General features: G+C 45.4%; 17 protein-coding genes. 4 read left to right on the top strand and 13 right to left on the bottom strand.

Features of this window, described 5'->3' with window-relative positions; genetic code table 11:
- Positions 1 to 26 precede the first annotated feature (26 nt).
- The 13 genes from AC0J20_RS21910 to AC0J20_RS21850 all read right to left on the bottom strand — a co-directional run bounded on the left by AC0J20_RS21910 (position 27) and on the right by AC0J20_RS21850 (position 13,570).
- Positions 27 to 1,964, bottom strand: a complete 1,938-nt coding sequence (locus AC0J20_RS21910) for a TonB-dependent receptor plug domain-containing protein (RefSeq protein WP_473023370.1) — start codon at positions 1,962 to 1,964, stop codon at positions 27 to 29.
- A 442-nt stretch (positions 1,965 to 2,406) separates the two neighbouring features.
- Positions 2,407 to 2,898, bottom strand: a complete 492-nt coding sequence (locus AC0J20_RS21905) for a YcgN family cysteine cluster protein (RefSeq protein WP_473023369.1) — start codon at positions 2,896 to 2,898, stop codon at positions 2,407 to 2,409.
- Position 2,899: 1 nt separating this feature from the next.
- Complete coding sequence (locus AC0J20_RS21900) at positions 2,900 to 3,586, bottom strand: fumarylacetoacetate hydrolase family protein (protein WP_473023368.1); 687 nt, start codon at positions 3,584 to 3,586, stop codon at positions 2,900 to 2,902.
- Positions 3,587 to 3,590: 4 nt separating this feature from the next.
- Positions 3,591 to 4,598: a lytic murein transglycosylase gene (locus tag AC0J20_RS21895; protein WP_473023367.1), complete on the bottom strand. Its 1,008-nt coding sequence runs from the start codon at positions 4,596 to 4,598 to the stop codon at positions 3,591 to 3,593.
- Positions 4,591 to 4,875 (bottom strand): YcgL domain-containing protein, encoded by a 285-nt coding sequence (locus tag AC0J20_RS21890; protein ID WP_229530634.1) that lies wholly within the window; start codon positions 4,873 to 4,875, stop codon positions 4,591 to 4,593. Before AC0J20_RS21890 ends, AC0J20_RS21895 begins: the two co-directional genes overlap by 8 nt.
- A 29-nt stretch (positions 4,876 to 4,904) precedes the next feature.
- On the bottom strand, positions 4,905 to 6,032 hold the full coding sequence (gene rnd / locus AC0J20_RS21885) for a ribonuclease D (RefSeq protein WP_473023366.1): 1,128 nt from the start codon (positions 6,030 to 6,032) through the stop codon (positions 4,905 to 4,907).
- 50 nt (positions 6,033 to 6,082) lie between these two features.
- Positions 6,083 to 7,735 carry a long-chain-fatty-acid--CoA ligase FadD gene (fadD, locus tag AC0J20_RS21880; protein ID WP_473023365.1) on the bottom strand — a complete coding sequence of 551 codons (1,653 nt, stop codon included), beginning with the start codon at positions 7,733 to 7,735 and terminating at the stop codon, positions 6,083 to 6,085.
- Between the two features lie 179 nt (positions 7,736 to 7,914).
- On the bottom strand, positions 7,915 to 8,751 hold the full coding sequence (locus AC0J20_RS21875; protein WP_473023364.1) for an alpha/beta fold hydrolase: 837 nt from the start codon (positions 8,749 to 8,751) through the stop codon (positions 7,915 to 7,917).
- A 63-nt stretch (positions 8,752 to 8,814) separates the two neighbouring features.
- Positions 8,815 to 9,516: a Slp family lipoprotein gene (locus tag AC0J20_RS21870; protein ID WP_229530630.1), complete on the bottom strand. Its 702-nt coding sequence runs from the start codon at positions 9,514 to 9,516 to the stop codon at positions 8,815 to 8,817.
- Positions 9,517 to 9,640: 124 nt separating this feature from the next.
- Positions 9,641 to 9,961 carry a hypothetical protein gene (locus tag AC0J20_RS21865; protein ID WP_473023363.1) on the bottom strand — a complete coding sequence of 107 codons (321 nt, stop codon included), beginning with the start codon at positions 9,959 to 9,961 and terminating at the stop codon, positions 9,641 to 9,643.
- 91 nt (positions 9,962 to 10,052) lie between these two features.
- On the bottom strand, positions 10,053 to 10,736 hold the full coding sequence (gene tsaB / locus AC0J20_RS21860) for a tRNA (adenosine(37)-N6)-threonylcarbamoyltransferase complex dimerization subunit type 1 TsaB (protein ID WP_473023362.1): 684 nt from the start codon (positions 10,734 to 10,736) through the stop codon (positions 10,053 to 10,055).
- A gap of 9 nt (positions 10,737 to 10,745) precedes the next feature.
- Positions 10,746 to 12,656, bottom strand: a complete 1,911-nt coding sequence (locus AC0J20_RS21855) for an ATP-dependent DNA helicase (protein ID WP_473023361.1) — start codon at positions 12,654 to 12,656, stop codon at positions 10,746 to 10,748.
- Between the two features lie 44 nt (positions 12,657 to 12,700).
- Positions 12,701 to 13,570 carry a sulfite exporter TauE/SafE family protein gene (locus AC0J20_RS21850; protein ID WP_473023360.1) on the bottom strand — a complete coding sequence of 290 codons (870 nt, stop codon included), beginning with the start codon at positions 13,568 to 13,570 and terminating at the stop codon, positions 12,701 to 12,703.
- A 177-nt stretch (positions 13,571 to 13,747) separates the two neighbouring features.
- On the opposite strand from AC0J20_RS21850, the gene AC0J20_RS21845 reads away from it, so the two are divergent.
- From AC0J20_RS21845 to AC0J20_RS21830, 4 genes are all read left to right on the top strand, one after another.
- Positions 13,748 to 14,974 carry a saccharopine dehydrogenase family protein gene (locus AC0J20_RS21845; RefSeq protein WP_473023359.1) on the top strand — a complete coding sequence of 409 codons (1,227 nt, stop codon included), beginning with the start codon at positions 13,748 to 13,750 and terminating at the stop codon, positions 14,972 to 14,974.
- 116 nt (positions 14,975 to 15,090) lie between these two features.
- Positions 15,091 to 15,840, top strand: a complete 750-nt coding sequence (locus AC0J20_RS21840) for a LytR/AlgR family response regulator transcription factor (protein ID WP_229530625.1) — start codon at positions 15,091 to 15,093, stop codon at positions 15,838 to 15,840.
- A 122-nt stretch (positions 15,841 to 15,962) separates the two neighbouring features.
- Positions 15,963 to 16,970, top strand: a complete 1,008-nt coding sequence (locus AC0J20_RS21835; RefSeq protein WP_473023358.1) for a sensor histidine kinase — start codon at positions 15,963 to 15,965, stop codon at positions 16,968 to 16,970.
- A gap of 147 nt (positions 16,971 to 17,117) precedes the next feature.
- The gene (locus AC0J20_RS21830; RefSeq protein WP_473023357.1) at positions 17,118 to 18,653 is read left to right on the top strand and encodes a DUF2079 domain-containing protein; all 1,536 of its coding nucleotides are present in this window, start codon (positions 17,118 to 17,120) and stop codon (positions 18,651 to 18,653) included.
- Positions 18,654 to 18,903 lie beyond the last annotated feature (250 nt).

Raw genomic sequence — 18,903 nt, 5'->3', positions numbered from 1 at the left:
ACTCAAACCTGTCATCCACCCCCTGTCTAACAATACGAAAAACTGAGGCGACAACTATCCTGACACAGGGGGACACCGAAGCTAAAGCTGGTGCTTTCTTCTGGTTGTAGTTCTGTTGCACCTTTTTGCTGTGCAATTGGATCCGAAGGCGGCAATGTTGCACGGTCAACCAATCCGGCCGGTGAGAACGCTGTTGTTACGTTACGCACGTTACTTTGACCAATTGTTGGTGCTTTAAAGCCAGTCGCCACCGCACCACGTAATGCCCAGTCATCGGTCATCTGCCAGCGAGCAGACACTTTACCTTTCGTGGTATTACCAAAGTCAGAGAAGTCTTCAAAACGGATAGCAGCGCCAACCATGAAATCTTCTGTCAGATACATTTCTGAATCCAGGTACATGGCAATACTGTTACGGCTTTCTTTACCCTGGAATCTGGCAGCCAGACCAGGGAAACCGTTGGAGCCGATACCAAAGCCCTGAGCAGCCAAAGGACCTACTTCATAAGACTTCGCATCACCGGCGATGGATTCGTATGATTCATTGCGATATTCAACACCACCGGCAAGAAACAGTGGCTCAGCCATACCAACATCAAACGATTTATTTAAGTCAATGTTGAAACTTTGCTCTGACTGAATATAACGGCCTGGGCTAAATTTGGTTGGCGTATCTGGACCCAAAGAAGGGTTAACAGTATTGCGAATAGAGAAATCAACTTCGTTCATGCCCACGTAAGCACTGATGTCATAGTTAATTTCATCGCCAAATTCACCCTTGGTACCAACGACCAAAGACGCATCCTGAATTTTACCACCAAAGCGCGGAGTGAAGCCGCCTGGGAAAAGTTCGTTAAATGCGAAACAATCAGGGTTATTGGCCACTTCGCTTTGATAACGCGGGTTATCCAAAACATTGTCACCCACTACGATATCAGTCGGACAGTTTCCTGACATATCACCTGTCAAATCAGCGACCAATAAAAGCTGTTCACCATCAGCGTTGGTGCCACCATCATATACACCGCCGCGATTATGTGGGTTACGATAATAGAAACCACCGTCCACTTCGCGCTCTGCATAGTTACCAAAGAAATAAGCTGAATCGGTATTGTTTAACTCGATACCCGCGTTAAAAATAAACTTAATATCACCACTAACTTCCGGGTTACCCCATATTTGGGCAGGGTCGGCAACATTGGTGTTACCACCAGCAATCAAGCCTGCGGCATCATCACGCTGCACACTGCGCGACGTGTCATCAGCTTCACGGTATTCATAACTCATGTTTAAGAAGCCATCTTTGGTAAATGGCAGGCCTACGTTACCGGAGATCATCATCATGTCTCCGTCGCCTTCATAATAAGAGCCATAACGCGCCTCAAGGCTACCGCCTTCGGAGTCTTCTTTCAGTGCGAAGTTGATAACACCCGCGATAGCATCAGAACCATATTGTGCTGCCGCACCATCACGCAATACTTCCACCTGCTTAAGGGCAATGGAAGGGATAACGGAAATATCCGGCCCCTGAGCACCATCAGATAAGCCACCACCCAGGAAGGTGATAACCGAAGAACGGTGACGACGCTTACCGTTTAACAAAACCAGGGTATGGTCAGAAGCCATACCACGTAAGTTGGCAGGACGAACCAGGGTTGACGCATCGTTAATAGGCTGTTCATTAACGTTGAAAGAAGGTACTGCCGCCTGCATCATGGAAACCATGTCTGTGGAGCCCTGATTACGGAATTCTTCTTCTGAAATAATATCTACGGGTACGGCTGACTCACCCACTGAGCGCGGTGCTGAACGTGTACCAACAACGGCGATCTTCTCAACGCTGGCGTCTGCGTTTTCACCTGATTCTTGAGCCATAACTGCAGGTACTGCAGTGATTGACGCTGCCAATGAAGACATTGTCACAAAACGAATGCATTTGCTTAGTTTTGATAGTTGACTGTTCATAGCTGTGTTCCAATTTATTCTAAGTGTTTAAGCTCTATGACAGAGCCATTGTGTATGTGATTTTTGTGGATTTATTTTCCTGCGCACAGGGGGAAACCCCATCCGCGCTATTTATTTATAGACAGATAAAAGGCGGAAAACAAACACTTTTTAGCAATTAAAAAAATATATTTTTTTTGATAGAGGATTTTGATTTTTGAGCTGTCTGTACCTTATGGAACACGCTAAAAACACACTTAAACACGCTTGTTATAAGGGATCAGGGATGATCCCGAACTTCTGACTATGAAGCAATACTAACACAGAAAAAGAAAAATCAATTGCGCTTAGGATACGCCTGGTAACATTTTTCGTATAACCGCAACAATTAAAAGTATGCGGCTTTTATCACCTGTTTATCAGAAAAAAATGCGCATTAATGGCAAAAACGGTTATTCAGGTATTAATCTGTGTCTTGCAATGGCCATAGTACGATATAGTCTTCGTACTTTTTTGCATCCACCTGATGTTCAAACACCGTCTTACCCCGCACCGACATTCCGGCCTTGTGCATCGCGGTTTTCTTATTGCGATTTAACAGAGGATGCCAGGCTGGTAAGCCACGGCCTTCATGCAGGCGTCGATAACTGCAACTGGTGGGCATATAAAAAATATCGCGCAAATTATCTTTCGTAAGTTGCACGCAATCAGGCACCAGTTCTGTTCTGTTATCGTACTGCGTACAGGAACAGGTTTTGGTATTGAGGTAATCGCAGACAATATTGGTAAATTCAACCGTCTCACCCTCTTCCAGCACATCCGTGGTTTCCGGGGTTTCAACGGCGTCATCATCAATAAACTTGTGCAGACAACATTTGCCACATCCGTCACAGAGAGATTCCCATTCCTGACGGGTCATTTCTGATAATGATTTCTCTTCCCAAAAGGCCGGCATTTTACAGTGTACTCCCCTGCTTCACTGTGGCTTCACAGGTTAACATGTTGTGCAAAGAAGCTTTAATCTGGTCACCAGACACCAGTGGACCAACCCCTTTAGGCGTGCCGGTTAGCACAATGTCACCGGGAAAAAGCGTAAAGGTTTGTGAAACATGGGCCAGCAATTCTGGCCACTGCCACAACATATTGGATGAATCTCCCTGCTGGCGACAATGTCCATTTACTTCAAGTTGGAACTGAAAAGCCGCGTTTAATGTATCCGCAGACACAGACATGAATTCGCTCACAGGACAACTGCCATCGAATGCTTTTGCTCTTTCCCACGGATGACCATTGGCTTTGAGTTCGCTTTGTTTATCTCGTAACGTTAAATCCAGTGCCAGGCCCACGCCTGCAATGGCGTTATATACTTGCGAAATATCTGCATTGCGCAACGGTTTTCCCAACAGAAAGGCCAATTCAAGTTCGTTGTGACATTCACCAGTTACCGGAATGTGAATGACATCGTGAAATGGCGTCAGACTATTATTTGCTTTGATGAACAATAATGGCTCTTTTGGTACCGCATTGCTTAGTTCAGCGATGTGATCGGCATAGTTGCGCCCTACACACACCACTTTTCCTGGTTGTAAAAGACAGGGTTTACCGTCTGTAAAACGATGTTGGTATTGGGTCACTGTCTCCATAGTCTCATCGTCCCAGCTTTATTCGATCTGCCAGGTGGCCGACAGAGGCACCAAAATACGTCGAGCGGTTCCAACCCATCAGTGTATGAAAGTTCTCATACACCAGATAGATGCGTCCTTTTTCATCATCCGGCATAATCAACGATGCCATCAGTTCCCTTTCAGGTAAATCCCGTCCGTCCATGCGTCTGACCCCAAGGGTCTGCCACTCACGTAAGGGTTTCATTTTGTCTCGTTTCAGCCCCGTTAATTTGTAATTAAATCCAGCGGGTAATTTAACCTGACGCCCCCAGGTACTGGTATTATCCCAACCTTCAGTGGCCAAAAAATTAGCGATAGACGCAAACACATCCTGGGTGTTGTTCCAGATATCTTTCTTACCATCACCATCAAAATCCTGAGCATAATTTAAAAATGATGTAGGCATAAACTGACTCTGTCCCATCGCTCCGGCCCATGAGCCTTTAAAATCAGCTTTTTGGATATGACCTTCATGTAGGATGGTCAGCGCCGCATATAACTGCTTTCTGAAAAGGGCCTCACGGCGGCCTTCATAGGCCAGCGTCGCTAAAGCGGACAATACCGGATATCCACCAGTTAATTTACCAAAGTTGCTCTCTACTCCCCAAAGCGCCACAATAAAGCGCGACTGCACACCGTATTTTTCACTGACCTGTGCCAATAATTCCTCGTGTGTCTGGTGTAACTCAATCGCTTTGTTAACCTTCCAGGCTGGTAATCTTTTCGGTAAATAGGTATCCAGGGTTTGTTTAAATTCCGGCTGATTTTTATCCGATGATACAGCCCGTTGATAAAACTGAATATCGTCGAAGCTGGCATCTAAAAATGAACGGCTAAAGCCTCTTTCCATAGCCTCTGCTTTAAAATCCGATATGTACTGCTCAAAACTGACTTTGCCATCGCTGTTTTGCGCAAATACGGTTGGTTGTACCAACAATGACAGTGCCAGAAGTATTGACTGCAATGAAAGCAAAGTGGACGCCCTAATCATCCTGCTCACCTTTGACCATAGCTTTGTGTTGCACCAGGAGGCTTTCTGTTTTTGGTGGTAATTGCAAATAATAACCACTTTCTGTCAGTGCTTCGGAAACCTTGTCGTTACTGGTTCGAATCAAACTCTTTGATCCGGCAAGATTAAATAACATGACAAACTGCGGCTTTCCAAAAGTGTCCATTAATGGCTCCGGAACCCGACTAAAATCGTCACGCTTTTCAACATACAGATAAGTTTCTGTTTTCTTACTACTTTTATAAATGGCACAAAGCATACTGTGTTATTTCTGACTTCAATGAATAATTAATGATACTGGCTTAATACTTCTGCTAACAAATAGTGTCGCCATCCAAGACATAGATCAGGCTTAATGTCCTGGAGCTTGCACTCTTCGACATCAAACCACAACCATTTCAAAAACTGATTAATTTGCTTTTTAGAGGCTAAAACTTCGAGCGGAATATTTTGTTCTTCCGCCACATCAATGCAGGCACTGCGAATACTTTGACAAATCTTCTTGTAAGCTTTGATATCCACCAGGCGACGAATTTTTTCCGGGCGATTTTCTTCGTTGATCTGTGATGCAGTTAATATCAGGGATAATATCTCCTCCCCGTACAAACGCATCTCTTTTCCGGTAAGTACATTCAATGCGGCCAGTCGCGCAATAGATTTAGGTGCGCGTCGGGCAATTTCCAGCATTGCCGCTTCTTTTATCACAAAATTTGCCGCCAGATCTTGCTCCACGGCTTTATTATAGCGCCAGCCTGCAAGTTCCTGCAAAACGGCCAACTCCCCGGCATTTAATTGCCAGGCGTTTTTCACCAACAGATACCGGTATTGCGCTGCCAAATTAGCGGATTTTTTCAGGCTCAGTGTTGCCATTTCCTGCAGGACCCAATCAAAACGACCTAAGGCGTCGATTTTCGATTTTAACATTGGGTAAACCTGATGCAGATATAACACGTCATTGGCTGCGTACTGCAATTGTGTATCACTTAAAGGACGACGCAACCAGTCAGTTCTGGACTCGCCTTTATCCACTTCAATCCCAAGCAGGTCCTGAATGAGTTTGGCGTAGCCCAGGGTATTGCCCAACCCCGCCAGACAGGCGGCAAACTGAGTATCAAATATCGGTGCTGGATAAACTCCCAACAACCGGGAAAATACCTCTAAATCTTCTGAACAAGAATGCAGTACTTTGACAATATCAGGTGCCACCAGAATGTCTTTTAGTGGTTGCCAGTCGGAAATAGTAAGCGGGTCCACCAACACAATGCGCTTGCCATTATTGATTTGGATTAAGCCACATTGCGGGTACCAGGTACGGGTTCGTACAAATTCGGTATCAAGGGAGATAAACTCTGCCCCTTTAGATTGCTGACAGTATCCTGCCAGGCTTCCGTTGTCGTTGATTATTTGGAATTCCATAAGTATCAAATGTTGGGGTAAAAAAAACCGGCTGGCGCCGGTTATTTTTATTAATCTCTGAGTTGCCTGCGCAGTATCTTACCAACATTTGATTTAGGAAGCTCGTCTCTAAACTCAACAATTTTTGGCACCTTATAACCTGTCAGGTGAGATTTACAATGCGCGATGATATCCTTATCAGTGAGCGCCTCGTCTTTTTTCACGATAAACAGTTTTACAATTTCACCGGAAACCTCATGTGGGACGCCGATTGCAGCCGCTTCCAGAACGCCCGGATGCATCGTTGTCACATCTTCGACTTCGTTGGGGAAGACGTTAAACCCGGATACCAGAATCATGTCTTTTTTGCGATCGACAATATAGAAATAACCGTCTTCGTCACACTTAGCGATATCTCCGGTGGCTAACCAACCATCTTTGATGATTTCGTCAGTAGCTTCCGGACGATTCAGGTAGCCTTTCATTACCTGTGGCCCACGCACATACATTTCACCGGCTTCCCCCATCGGCACTTCATTGCCCTGTTCATCCAACAAACGGATATCCGTTGAAGGCACAGGCATGCCGATCGACCCTTTATATCGTTCCAGCTGTGGCGGATTTACGGTAACCACCGGGCTACATTCAGTTAAGCCATAACCTTCCAGTAAGACGGTACCGGTTACATCATGCCAGCGCTCAGCCACAGAGCTTTGCACCGCCATACCGCCGCCTAAACCAAATTTAAAGCGGGAAAAGTCCAGTTCGCTGAATCCGGGCGTGTTTAGCAAACCGTTAAACAAGGTGTTTACCCCGGTAATAATGGAAAAGTCATATTTACTCAGTTCATTGACAAATCCCGGCATGTCACGCGGATTTGTGATCAACAGATTTGGACAACCAAACTTCATAAAGGTCAGGCAGTTACCTTGTAACGCGAAAATGTGGTATAGCGGCAATGCGGTCACCACAATTTCCTCTCCCGGGGTAATGACGGGTTCGAGTATTCCGGATACCTGCTCCAGGTTGGCCACCATGTTGCGATGGGTCAGCATCCCCCCTTTAGATACCCCGGTCGTGCCGCCGGTATACTGCAAAAAGGCAATATCATCATTACTGATCTCAGGTTTGTTAAATGGCAGATTCTTGCCCCGGCTCAACGCATCCAAAAACGGCACAGCACCTGGCAAGCTGAAATCGGGGATCATCTTCTTAACGTGTTTCAGTACCGCATTGACAATCCAACGTTTAGGGATGGGTAACATGTCTCCAATTTTCGTCAGCATCGTGAGTTTAACGGGAGTTTTATCGATAATCGCTGACAGGGTATTGGCAAAATTCTCAACGATGACAATGGCTTTTGCCTCAGAATCGTTGAGTTGATGTTGCAACTCGCGTTCGGTATACATCGGATTGACATTCACCACCGACATACCGGCTCTGAGTATGCCGAAAATACAAATCGGGTATTGGATCAGGTTGGGCATCATCACCGCTACCGCGTCACCTTTTTTAAGGCCCTGCCCTTGTAAATATGCGGCGAACTGTTTTGAATACTCGTCCAGCTCCCGAAACGTTATCTTGTGCCCCATGTTAATGTAGGCATCTTTATCGGCATACTTAGCAACGGACTGTTCGTAGATATCAACTAATGAAGTGTATTTATCTGGGTCCACTTCGGGTTGTACGCTCTCGTGGTAATTCTGCAACCAAATCTTTTCCACTGTATTGGCTCCTGAGGGTGCTGGGGTCTGAATGTATTTATTGTTAGTGTTAACTCTGTTGTCACGCAAAACTAATAATTAGTCCTCGGACCAGAGCAATTGTTTAATACTAGCCAAACCTTTTGCAAAGTTAAACTTTTAATCACATCTCGTTAACAATAGTGATGAAACTTCATCATTCAGGAAAAAAATGTGCTTATTTTTTCTGCAACCGGTCTTGGGTTATCCATATGCAGATGATGCCCTCCCGGGTAGGTTTCCAGTTCGAGCTGCGCTGCCTGCGCTTTTCGTTTGTCAACGTTTACCTTGAGTTTCTCAAACCCCTCCGACCCCAACAGAGTTAGCCATGGACAACTGACATTGGCAATAAAAGCGTTTGCCTGAGCTTCGGTCAGTCGCAGAGAAGATATCGTTCTTAGCCTGGGATCTGTTCGCCAACGCAGTCCATCAGGTGTTTGCATCAGGTTGCGCTCCATAAGCAGCTGAGCAGAAGCCTTGTTCATATCGCCAGCCATTAACCTTGCTTTAACGGCAGTTTCCAGAGAGTCGGGATGGCGAGGTGCTTTTTGCTGCATCGCCAAGCGACTTTCAATGGACTTTTTAAGTTGTTCCGGACTGGTATCTGCTGCCATTGTCAGGGGACCAAAAGATTCTATTACGGCAAGCCGTTCAACATTTTCCGGGAAACAACTGGCGTAAACAGAAGCAACAATACCTCCCATCGAATGCCCAAGGAGCAAGACCTTGTTCAGCTTGAGATACGTCACCAGTTCGTGCAAGTCCTGAACATTGTCCATAAGATGATAGTGGGCTCCGGGAACTCTGTGATCACTTTTGCCATGTCCGGCAAAATCTACAGCAAGAATGTGGTAATCGGATAAGCACGCCGCAAGTGGGATAAAACTGGCGGCATTGTCTAACCAACCATGCAATGCCAGAATCGTGGGTTGGTTACTGTCACCAAATTCAAGACCACGTAAGGTGATATTGGCAAGCGGAATCTCGATGTCTTTCATAAATACTACAAAGCGGCAATAATTTGCCGCTTTTTATCATTTTTTGCAGGGTAACAACAAGTCTTACGGCTCTCGATTGCCTCTTTGCTTATGCCAGTCATTTCCTCTGTCGTTACTGCGATTATTAGAGTGATTGCCGTTAATCGCACCGCTGTCACCCTGGTTTCCGCCATTGTTGTGGTGTTGATGTTTTCGCACTACAACGTGCCTTTGATAAAATGGCCAGTGGTTCCATCCGTAAATGCCACGGTAGCCGTAAGGATAGCCATAGCGGAAATGAGGCCAGACCGAAATGGTTTCGATTTCAATACGATCAATATCTTCCCACAGGTAATAGCCGGTTGCTTCCAGCGTAGGGTACTGATACACGTGCTCACCAACAAGACCTTCTTCAATGCCTTTAATCTTGCCGGCGAACGTTACGCTGCGTCCCTTTTTATAGACCATAGGATCTAAAAAGCCTTTAACATAAACGCGAAAGCGACCAATACTTTCCTTGCCCACAATCGGACGGCCGTAGCCTCTTAGCGGGTAAAATACCAGGTCTAACTGGGTTTTATCTTGCTTGTTCTCGATATTCGCAATGACCCCACCCCAACGTGCCATTTTGTCCTTTTGCACATCAGGTTCGGCGGCCGCCTGCTGATATGGGACCAACGGCGTATCTTCCGGCAATTGCACACTCTCGGGCACAGAAGCGCACCCTGCCATTAGCAACATCACGATTAGAGGTAACAGGTTTCGTTTGATTAAACTGCAATTCATGAGACTGCCCTCACTTTTCCTTTATGCAAAAATGCGTTTCTATCAGTGTATAAGTATAGCCAGGGAAAGTGAATATCTACTGAATTAAGCATGAGGCTCTGTGCACTGAAAGCAGCAAAACAGGCTAAGCGTATGTGTCTACGCCCATCATTTGTTTGATTTCCTCGCGGCGATAATCTAACGCCAGACTTTGATAGGCATCGACACCACTGCGTTTGCCAGACCCGGTGTAAGCGCCTTCCTGTTGTTCACGGTATTTATCCGCTTCGGCGTAAGAGTCTGAATTGCCGCGCTTTACGACCGTTTCGTATTGGAACGGCTGTTGTCCCGGAGCACTATCATCCTGGCGAGACTTAAGCGCAGCTGCCTGTTGCCCGGTCTCATTGACAGGCGGACTGATAATTAAAGTTCCCGGTCGGGTTAATACGGTAGATTCAAAGTTCACTGAACACTTCCAAACAGATTACATCTTCTGTATCGGGTCAATTTTGCAAATATTAAGCAAATATTTCGCCAAAATTAAATTTTTCAAGTACTTATCGTCCCGGCAGCTTTTTCCAGGTGACTTTATCTCGCAAGTAAGTCGGCTCAATATTGGCCGGCTCATAGTGTTGACCCGCCCGCCAAAGTTGCTTTGCCATGGGTAGCATAAATTCTGCGCTGGGGTACATTACAGCTACCTCAGTAGTAGTTAACGCAGACAACGCCTCATACGCTTGCCATCCTGTACCGGCCTGAGCATAGTGATTTAATCCGGCTAATGGCCCGGCCAACAAGGCCTCAGGTGATACAACCAGTTCCTCGTTTTGTAGTTGCATTACGCCGGATTCGTCTGCCATGTAGTGGCCAAAATACACTTCCGACATTCGTGCATCAATTAAGGCAACAACCTCTGAGCACGAATTTAGCCTGGCAGCTTGTTGCGCCATCGCCTGCAAGGTGCTGACTTTCACTATCGGTAATGAGGCGCCATAAGCAAGCCCCTGTATCATACCCATGGCAATACGCACACCAGTAAAACTGCCTGGACCGGCACCCACCGCCAACGCATCCAGTTCCTGTAAGTGGATAGAGGTTTCCTCCAGCACCGACTTAACCATGGGCAGCAATTTGCGGCTGTGCTCCTGGGGACAGACTTCAAATCGGGAAACGATACCCACTTCGGTTTCAAGGGCAACAGAACAGGCTTCTGTTGCGGTATCAATTGCAAGAATGTTCAAAACTAATTCCTATAATGCCTTTAAAAAATCAAGAGCCAGTTGCAGCGAGCGCGTGCGCTTCATATCGGGCAAGCTCTTAACAAATGTTTTGCCATAATCTTTATTTACCAACCGGTCATCACAAATAACCAACACGCCCTTGTCCTGCACATCGCGGATAAGCCGCCCTGCCCCTTGTTTCAGTGAAATGACCGCCTGAGGAATTTGCATTGTAGCAAAAGGGTTCAGGCCTTTTTTGCGACAATCTTCCACCTTTGCCTGAAGCAATGGGTCGTCCGGTGATGCAAAAGGTAGCTTGTCAATCATAACACAGGTGAGTTTATCGCCCCTGACATCAACACCTTCCCAAAATGCACCGGTGCCCAACAGAACCGCGTTGTCATTCGCAATAAATTGTTCCAGTAGCTCTCGTTTACTGGTGTCGCCCTGCACCAAGATTGGATTATTAATTTTATCTTCCAACAGAGCTGCCAGTTGTCTCATCATATTGTGACTGGTAAACAACAGAAAACATCGCCCGCCACTGGCTTCAATGATCTTAAGCGCAACCTGCAACAGCGCTTTTTTGCGGTCAAAATGATTGGCTTCTGACAAATAACGCGGCACACACAGCAGCGACTGTTTTTGATAATCAAAGGGACTATCCAGAATCAGTTCTTTGGCGGGTTTTAGCCCCAGTAATTTCTTAAAATGATTAAAATTGTCACCAACGGCCAGTGTTGCGGATGTAAATACCCAGGCACTGTCACTGTTATCCAGTATCGCCCCAAACTTTCCGGCTATGCTCAGTGGCGTGGCATGCAAAATAATGTGTTTTGGTGTGGTTTCATACCACAAACTGATATTGAGTTGCTGTTCGTCCTGCATAATAGCCAGCCGGCTTCTGACTTCCACCAGGCGTTCAAACAATGCATCAAATGCTTTATCCCGGTTAAGGTGCAGCTTGCTTACCTGGTACAGCACTTCGAATGCCTCGCCGAGACGGGTCATTTGTTCAATAACCTCTTCCCGACGCAATTGCTCAAACCAATTGCCTTTTTGCGGTTGTAGCGGATACAGCAAGCGCAATTCAGCCATGCAACCGCGCAACTGCTCCGCCGCCTGCGATAGCTGGCTGGCATCTTTTAACACTGTCTTTTGCAAAGCTTCAATGTCTTTACAGATATCATGTACCTGTCGGCCAGACAGCGCCTCGCCAAAATACTCAGTGGCAATATCTGGGATCTGGTGTGCTTCGTCAAAAATGATGGCCTCTGCTTCCGGAATTAGCTCACCGAACCCGGTATCTTTTAACGCCAGATCGGCAAAGAACAAATGGTGATTAACCACAACCAACTCGGATTCCATGGCTTTTTTTCGGGCTTTCACCAAATAGCAATCTTCGTAGTCAGGACAGTCCCGTCCCAGACAATTATCTACCGTGGAGGTGACATAAGGTAAAACCCCGGAGTCTTCTTTGATGGCCGATATTTCGCCAATATCGCCAGATTCCGTGGTGACAGCCCAACTTTTAACCCGCGTCAGGTCTGCAAGTACCTCTGCACTCATCAGATTGGTGCCTCGACTGTGTTGCGCCAGCCTCGTCAAACATAAATAATTGGCCCGGCCTTTCAGCAAAGCGGTACTCTTGTGGCTTTTCAAGGCTTTTTTAATGAGCGGTAAATCCCTGAGGAAAAGTTGTTCCTGAAGGTTTTTTGTTCCGGTAGATACAATGGTCTTACGCTTACTCAATAAGGCCGGCACCAAATAGGCAAAGGTTTTCCCGGTGCCGGTTCCTGCTTCCACCACCAATTGCGACTGCGATTTTATTGACTGAGCTACAGCTTCAGCCATGCTGATTTGCGCTTCTCTTGGCTTAAAATTTTCGATACTGCTGGCCAGCTCGCCATCTGGCGCAAAAGCGCTCTTCACATCAGTCATAACATCATCTTGAACATCGAAGTTTCGGGAAAAAATGGAACAGTTTACAACGGCATGGATGCAATACCAATCAGCAATACCCAGGCGGCAAAGAACACCTTTAAGTGAGTAACTGAAAAATACAGTGCGAGATGCCGTGCCAGGGTACCACCAACAGCAGCCCCAAGTCCGGCAAAAATCACGACAGACCAATAAACCGACTGCGTATCAAATACATGGTACAGCACGCCAAACCAAACCGAAAAGGCACTTAGAATAACGGCGCAGGCAATGGCAAAAGACACATTAAAGCGACGAAAGATCAAATAAATCGCAATCAACTCCCCGACCCCCACTGACAACCAGGCGGTAATCCCGCCACCTACCACTGATATCAGCGGTAAAAGCAGATAGTCAATTCTTGTCAAATGACGGTTAAAGCGCTGTTTTTTTAGCAATGGAATTGATGCAAATATCGCGATAGCTAAAAACACGGAAAACGCCCCAAAGGTTGCATGCAAACTATTTGGCGATTCAAACCCTGTAATCTGAACAAAAACGATACCGGCAATGGAAAACGGGACTGTCCACCACAAAACCCGATGAACTGGTTGCCACTCAGGGTTGCTATTTTGGTGTTTCCTGAACCACAGATACCAGGAAATCGCACCCGCTGTCATGCCAAAACATTGGATTGCAAAACTGGTGGCAACAATGGTGATATTGTCCAATCCCAGTTGGCTGAAAAAGGGCACAAAGATAACCCCGCCTCCTGCGCCTGTAGCATTGGCAAAAACAGCCCCGGCAACCCCCAGCAAAGCAAAGCCTGCATAATCCAGAAACAGCGCCACGGGTTCATCTGACATCAGATAAAAAGCGGTGCACCAGACAGTAAATAGAGAAAGTCGCACAAAGGTTGGATTAATACTGTTCATGAATAATATGTAAGAAATAACACTCTGATTAACGCCGATGGCTGTTAAAAGCCTAAACCGGCGCTCATTATCTGCAGATTTTAAGAATATGCAAAGAAAGTTAGTTGTCCCGGTTGTAAATACTACCCGCAGCACCTACATTTTTATTTCCGATGACAGAACAAGGAGTTTCCGCCTGTGAGCGACACCCCATTTGACTTTGTAATATTTGGCGCCAGCAGCTTCGTTGGCAAAATTTTGTGTCGTTATTTAGCGGAAAACTACCAGGATTCAGATATACGTTGGGCGATTGCCGGCCGCTCCGCGCAAAAACTGGAACAGTTAAAAAGTCAGTTAGGTGACAATGCCAAGACAATTCCTACCATTTTGGCAGACGCTGCAGATGAGGCGCAACTCAGCGCTATGGTCAGTCAAACCAGGTTAGTGGTTTCAACAGTAGGGCCCTACGCGCTTTATGGCGAACCACTGGTAAAAGTGTGCAGTGAATCGGGCACTGATTATTGCGACCTCACGGGTGAAACTCAGTGGATAGCACGCATGGTTGAAAAGTATCATGAAAAAGCAAAAGCTTCAGGCGCGCGCATTGTCCACTGTTGTGGCTTTGATTCTATTCCTTCCGATATGGGGGTATTGTTCTTACAGGAAGCCGCCAAACAGCAGTTTGGTCATTACTGCTATCGGGTAAAAATGCGGGTGAAAGCCATGAAAGGTGGTTTTTCAGGTGGCACGGTCGCCAGCCTGCTCAATGTGGCCAAGGAAGCAGCCAGTGATCCGGCATTGCGACGTACCCTCACAAACCCCTATGCACTTTGCCCCGCAGATCATCCGTTTTTTGCCCGACAGGCCAGTAACAACAAAGCAAAGTACGACAGTGATTTTAAACAATGGACGGCTCCTTTTGTCATGGCGTCTATTAATACCCGAATTGTGCATCGTAGTAATGCATTACTGAACGCCCGGTACGGCAAAAACTTTCTCTATGACGAAGCGATGTTAAGCCCGTCCGCCTTTAAAGCAAAAGCCCTGACCTACGGGCTGGGCGCATTTATGGTTTCTGCAGCGATATCGCCTTTACGCGCGGCAATGGAATCCCTGTTTCTGCCTAAGCCTGGCGACGGCCCAACACCGGATGAACAGGAAAATGGCTATTTTAATATGCATTTTTTTGGTGAAACCGCCACAGGTAAGAGCATCAGATGTAAAGTTACCGGAGACAAAGATCCCGGCTACGGCTCTACCGCTAAAATGTTAGCGGAAACCGCAATTTTCTTTTCAGAACTCAATAAGGCTTCCGAAGATGCCTCAACGGGCGGATTTTGGACTCCCTCGACCCTATTCGGTATGCCATTGATTGAACGACTGAAGGAAAAAGCCGGATTGACATTTGAACAACTCAACGATTAGTGCTTGACCACCCTAACAATGTATGCCAGTTGCAGGTTTTCAGGGACGAATTGGTGATTACCTTTTGGCTGAGCTAACCTATCATTAGCAGTTTTTGAAGAGCAGCAAGTTTAGCCGTGAAAATCCTCGTAGTTGATGATGAACAACTGGCCATTGATAATTTAGTTTCGTTGCTAAAAACTCAAGCCCCGTCCAATGACATCATAACCTCAGATAACGCCAGTAGTGCGGTGGATATCTTTTTTGCAGAAAAACCGGATGTGACTTATCTGGATATTAATATGCCGAGAATCTCCGGTATAGATCTGGCTAAAATCTTCACCGGGAAATCCGTCATTGTGTTTGTAACTGCTTACAGTGAATTTGCCATTGAAGCATTCGAGCTGAGTGCCATTGATTATTTACTTAAACCAATAGACGAAAAGCGCTTTGCCGAATCTTACGACAGAGTTTGTCATCGATTACTCAGCGCTGAACCGGACAACGAGCAAGTAAAGGAGGTATTTAGTCTTGTTTCCAGGCAGCTCAACAACCCCGTCAGTGAAGTCATCCCGGTCAAAGAGGTCGGTAAAATCAGAATTATTGAGATCCGTGATATAGACTACCTGCTGGGCAGCGGTAATTACGTCGAGATCTATCTGAAAAGTGGTCAAATGGTATTGCACCGTGAAACCATGCTAAACATGGAAAACCGCTTAAGCCGACAAGATTTTATCCGTATTCATCGTTCCTCGATAGTGCGGATCAGCGCCATATCAGAATTGCTTGCCAGTACCCGAGGTGATTACACGGCAAAACTCAAGTGCGGCAGAACACTACCAGTGTCGCGACAACTGAAAAACCAGGTATTAAACTTCTTTAGTTGAATCACTATAAAATGTCAGAAACTCAAAAAATCCGTTTTCCACAACGTCTTTTTACACCTGTTCTGTGGAAACTTTGCGCTATTTATTGGCTAATTACACTCTGTGGTTATTCTCTGCGACGAGTGCGTTACCTTAATGACTGGACTTTCTCCACCTTTTGGCACTATTTTGCAGAAGGCATGCAGTGGTGGACTGGTAACTTTTTGGTGATGCCAATGCTCATTGCCTCAGCCTGTTTTATTTGGCAGCAAAAATACAGCACAGTTATCAGGCTGATTTTGGTACTGATAAGCATCTTATTGATCTTTTGTCTGCAAACCTCGATTGCAGTGCATGCCCTGTACTTTCTGAACAATTACCTACCAGGTTTGAAGCCCTTACACCTGGACACTATGGTGAGAGCATTTCAGCATTTCACCACTCACAACTGGTGGAATCTGGATTTTCAAATGTATGTGCTGTACATATTGATCGGCATCGGCTGGCAGTGGTATGAAACCGGTGTTTATGCGCAACTGCAACAGGAAAAACTCAACAGAAAGCTGGTTCAATCGGAACTCGCCACATTCAGGGCCCAGCTCAATCCACACTTTTTGTTTAATGTATTAAACAGCATCTCTGCATTAGTAAGAACAGAGCGCAAGCCGGACGCACTGAACGCCCTCAATGAACTGTCTCTGTTACTCAGGGGGATCATTGATAACAGAATGAGTAATTTCAGTACACTGGAAGCCGAATTGTCCCTGTTGGACAATTTTATCTACATGCAAAAACTGCGCTTCGGTGACAAACTGTCCTTTCACAAAGAGGTATCTAAAGACGCATTGTATAGAAGAGTGCCAGGCATGTTGTTGTTACCCCTGATAGAAAACGCGGTTGTCCACGGCTCCAAAACCCATTGCAGTATCGTACTTCAAGCCGAAGTCATCGACGAAGGTCTGTACATTCGTATTAGCAATCCGCTGGATGAAAACAGCAATAACAAAGGTTTCGGTATGGGTATTGGTAACAATAAAGCTCGCCTTACGCTAATCTATGGCGAAGAGTGCCAATTCCGACAATTTATCGAAAATCACGATTTTGTGGTTGAAATGACCTTACCAGCCATCAGTGAAGAAGAAAGGCTTTAAGCCTGTATGGCTCAAAAAACAACATATACAAGCTATTCAACAATAACACTGCTTTTATCTCATAAACCGAGTAGGTAAACTCGATGCTGAGTAAAATTCACTGTATGTTTGCAATAGCACGTAGCGGCGCAACCCAGTTTAATTTCTATGAAGACAACTACAAGAAAAAATAATGCTTACTGGAATACAAAGGAAGCTATCTTATGTTTGTTTCTTCTGTTCTATGGCGCTTGCCTTTGTTATTTAAAAATTACGGCTTTACATCATGGACTTGCCAATGCCGACCTTACTTTGTACCAGAATATATTGTGGAACACTAACCTCAACGGATTGTTTTTTTACTCTGATTTTTTGTTTTATGAATTTGGCTACCAGAGCTACCTTACCGAGCATTTTGCGCCAACTTTAGCGTTACTGGTGCCATTGTATAAGGCCTGGAGCTCTCCGTACATGTTGCTGTTGCTCCAGGGAGTTACCCCAGTATTTACGGCTTTGTTATTTTTTATTTACTCACAAAAAATCAACCTGCCTAAAACCATTGCGATACTGACAATTATTTCCTACTGTGTTCACCCAACGGTCGTTATGGCTACATTAGACATTGGAAACGGGTTCCATCACGACACATTAATTCCCCCATTACTTCTTGCTTCCCTGATTTTATTCAAAAGTCCTCGCTATTTAATGTATTACTTTATGCTTATTCTCACTTTGGGTCTGAAGGAAAACGTCCCCTTTATTGTGCTGATTGCATCAGTAATTGCATTTGTAACCACTAACGACAGGAAAAGAGCTGTTGTGACGGGCGGATTGGCCATCGCATTTATCGTCTTTGCCCTTGTCATCATTCCCGATATCTATAATGTCAAACCTCAACATGCTTCCGACATTATTGAACGAGCAATTTCACAAAAAACTTCGTTCAGCGCGATGCTATGTTCACTTTGGGCCAATAAAGAATTGTTCTGGTTTATATCAGCATTCTTGTCCCCCTTGCTTCTGCTTACCATCGTTCCGGAGCTGGTCATCTATCATTTCAGTAGCTATGAAACCTACATATTTGACTGGCACGGATTACCATCTGTCACAATCGTAGTCATTGCATCCATGTTAGGATTCACGCAATGGAAGAAAATCACAACGGGGTTAAATTCATCAGCGGCCACCAGGCTCTACACCTGGCATCTTATCGCCATTGTTTTGTTAGGCTCTTTTTATAGTCTCGCTAAATCACGAAATCTCATCTTCGAAACGACCTTGTCTGAAACTTCAAATTCCAGAGTGAATTTAGCGTACTTTCGGGAGGTTGAATATATGCTTCCTGAACAGGCAAAACTCGGCAGCCAGTATGCATATTGGCCTTATGCCGCAAACCGTAAACATTTACTGCTATCAGAGCATTCCTATCATGCTGAATATCTGTTTATCGACACTGAGTTATTACATATCGAAAATGACATGTCTTTAATTCAATTAATAATTAACTTATTAAAAGACAGCAAAATAACAACACTTGCGCATCATGACTCGCGGTTTTTCTTATTCAGGGTAGATGCCCAGTTTAATCATCAGCAACCTAAGAACTTTTTAAAACCACTGGATCAAAAACAGTTTTCAGAAGCTAAAAAAATCATTGCTACCGAAGGGTCGAATTTATATCTATTAAGAATTGCAAAAGAGTAATGCACAGGTTAGTAAGCGGTGTTTCAGCTGTTGTGTTGAGTGACCGGTACTGTGTAAGTCAATACAACCACGACTAATGGCGCTCTCGTGAGATATTTAGCGGCTCTATATCATTAACGGGAGATGTCCGCGGAATTCCTGGCCCATAGACAAAAAAACCGACTTACGTCGGTTTCAGACTGTTGAAAAAGGCCTGGACGCAGATCCAGGCCTTTGATCTAATAGGCATATAGAAATTGGAGATTTCAAT

This window comes from Planctobacterium sp. R6 (genome assembly GCF_055755215.1).
This window is presented reverse-complemented; position numbering and strand designations above follow the sequence as displayed.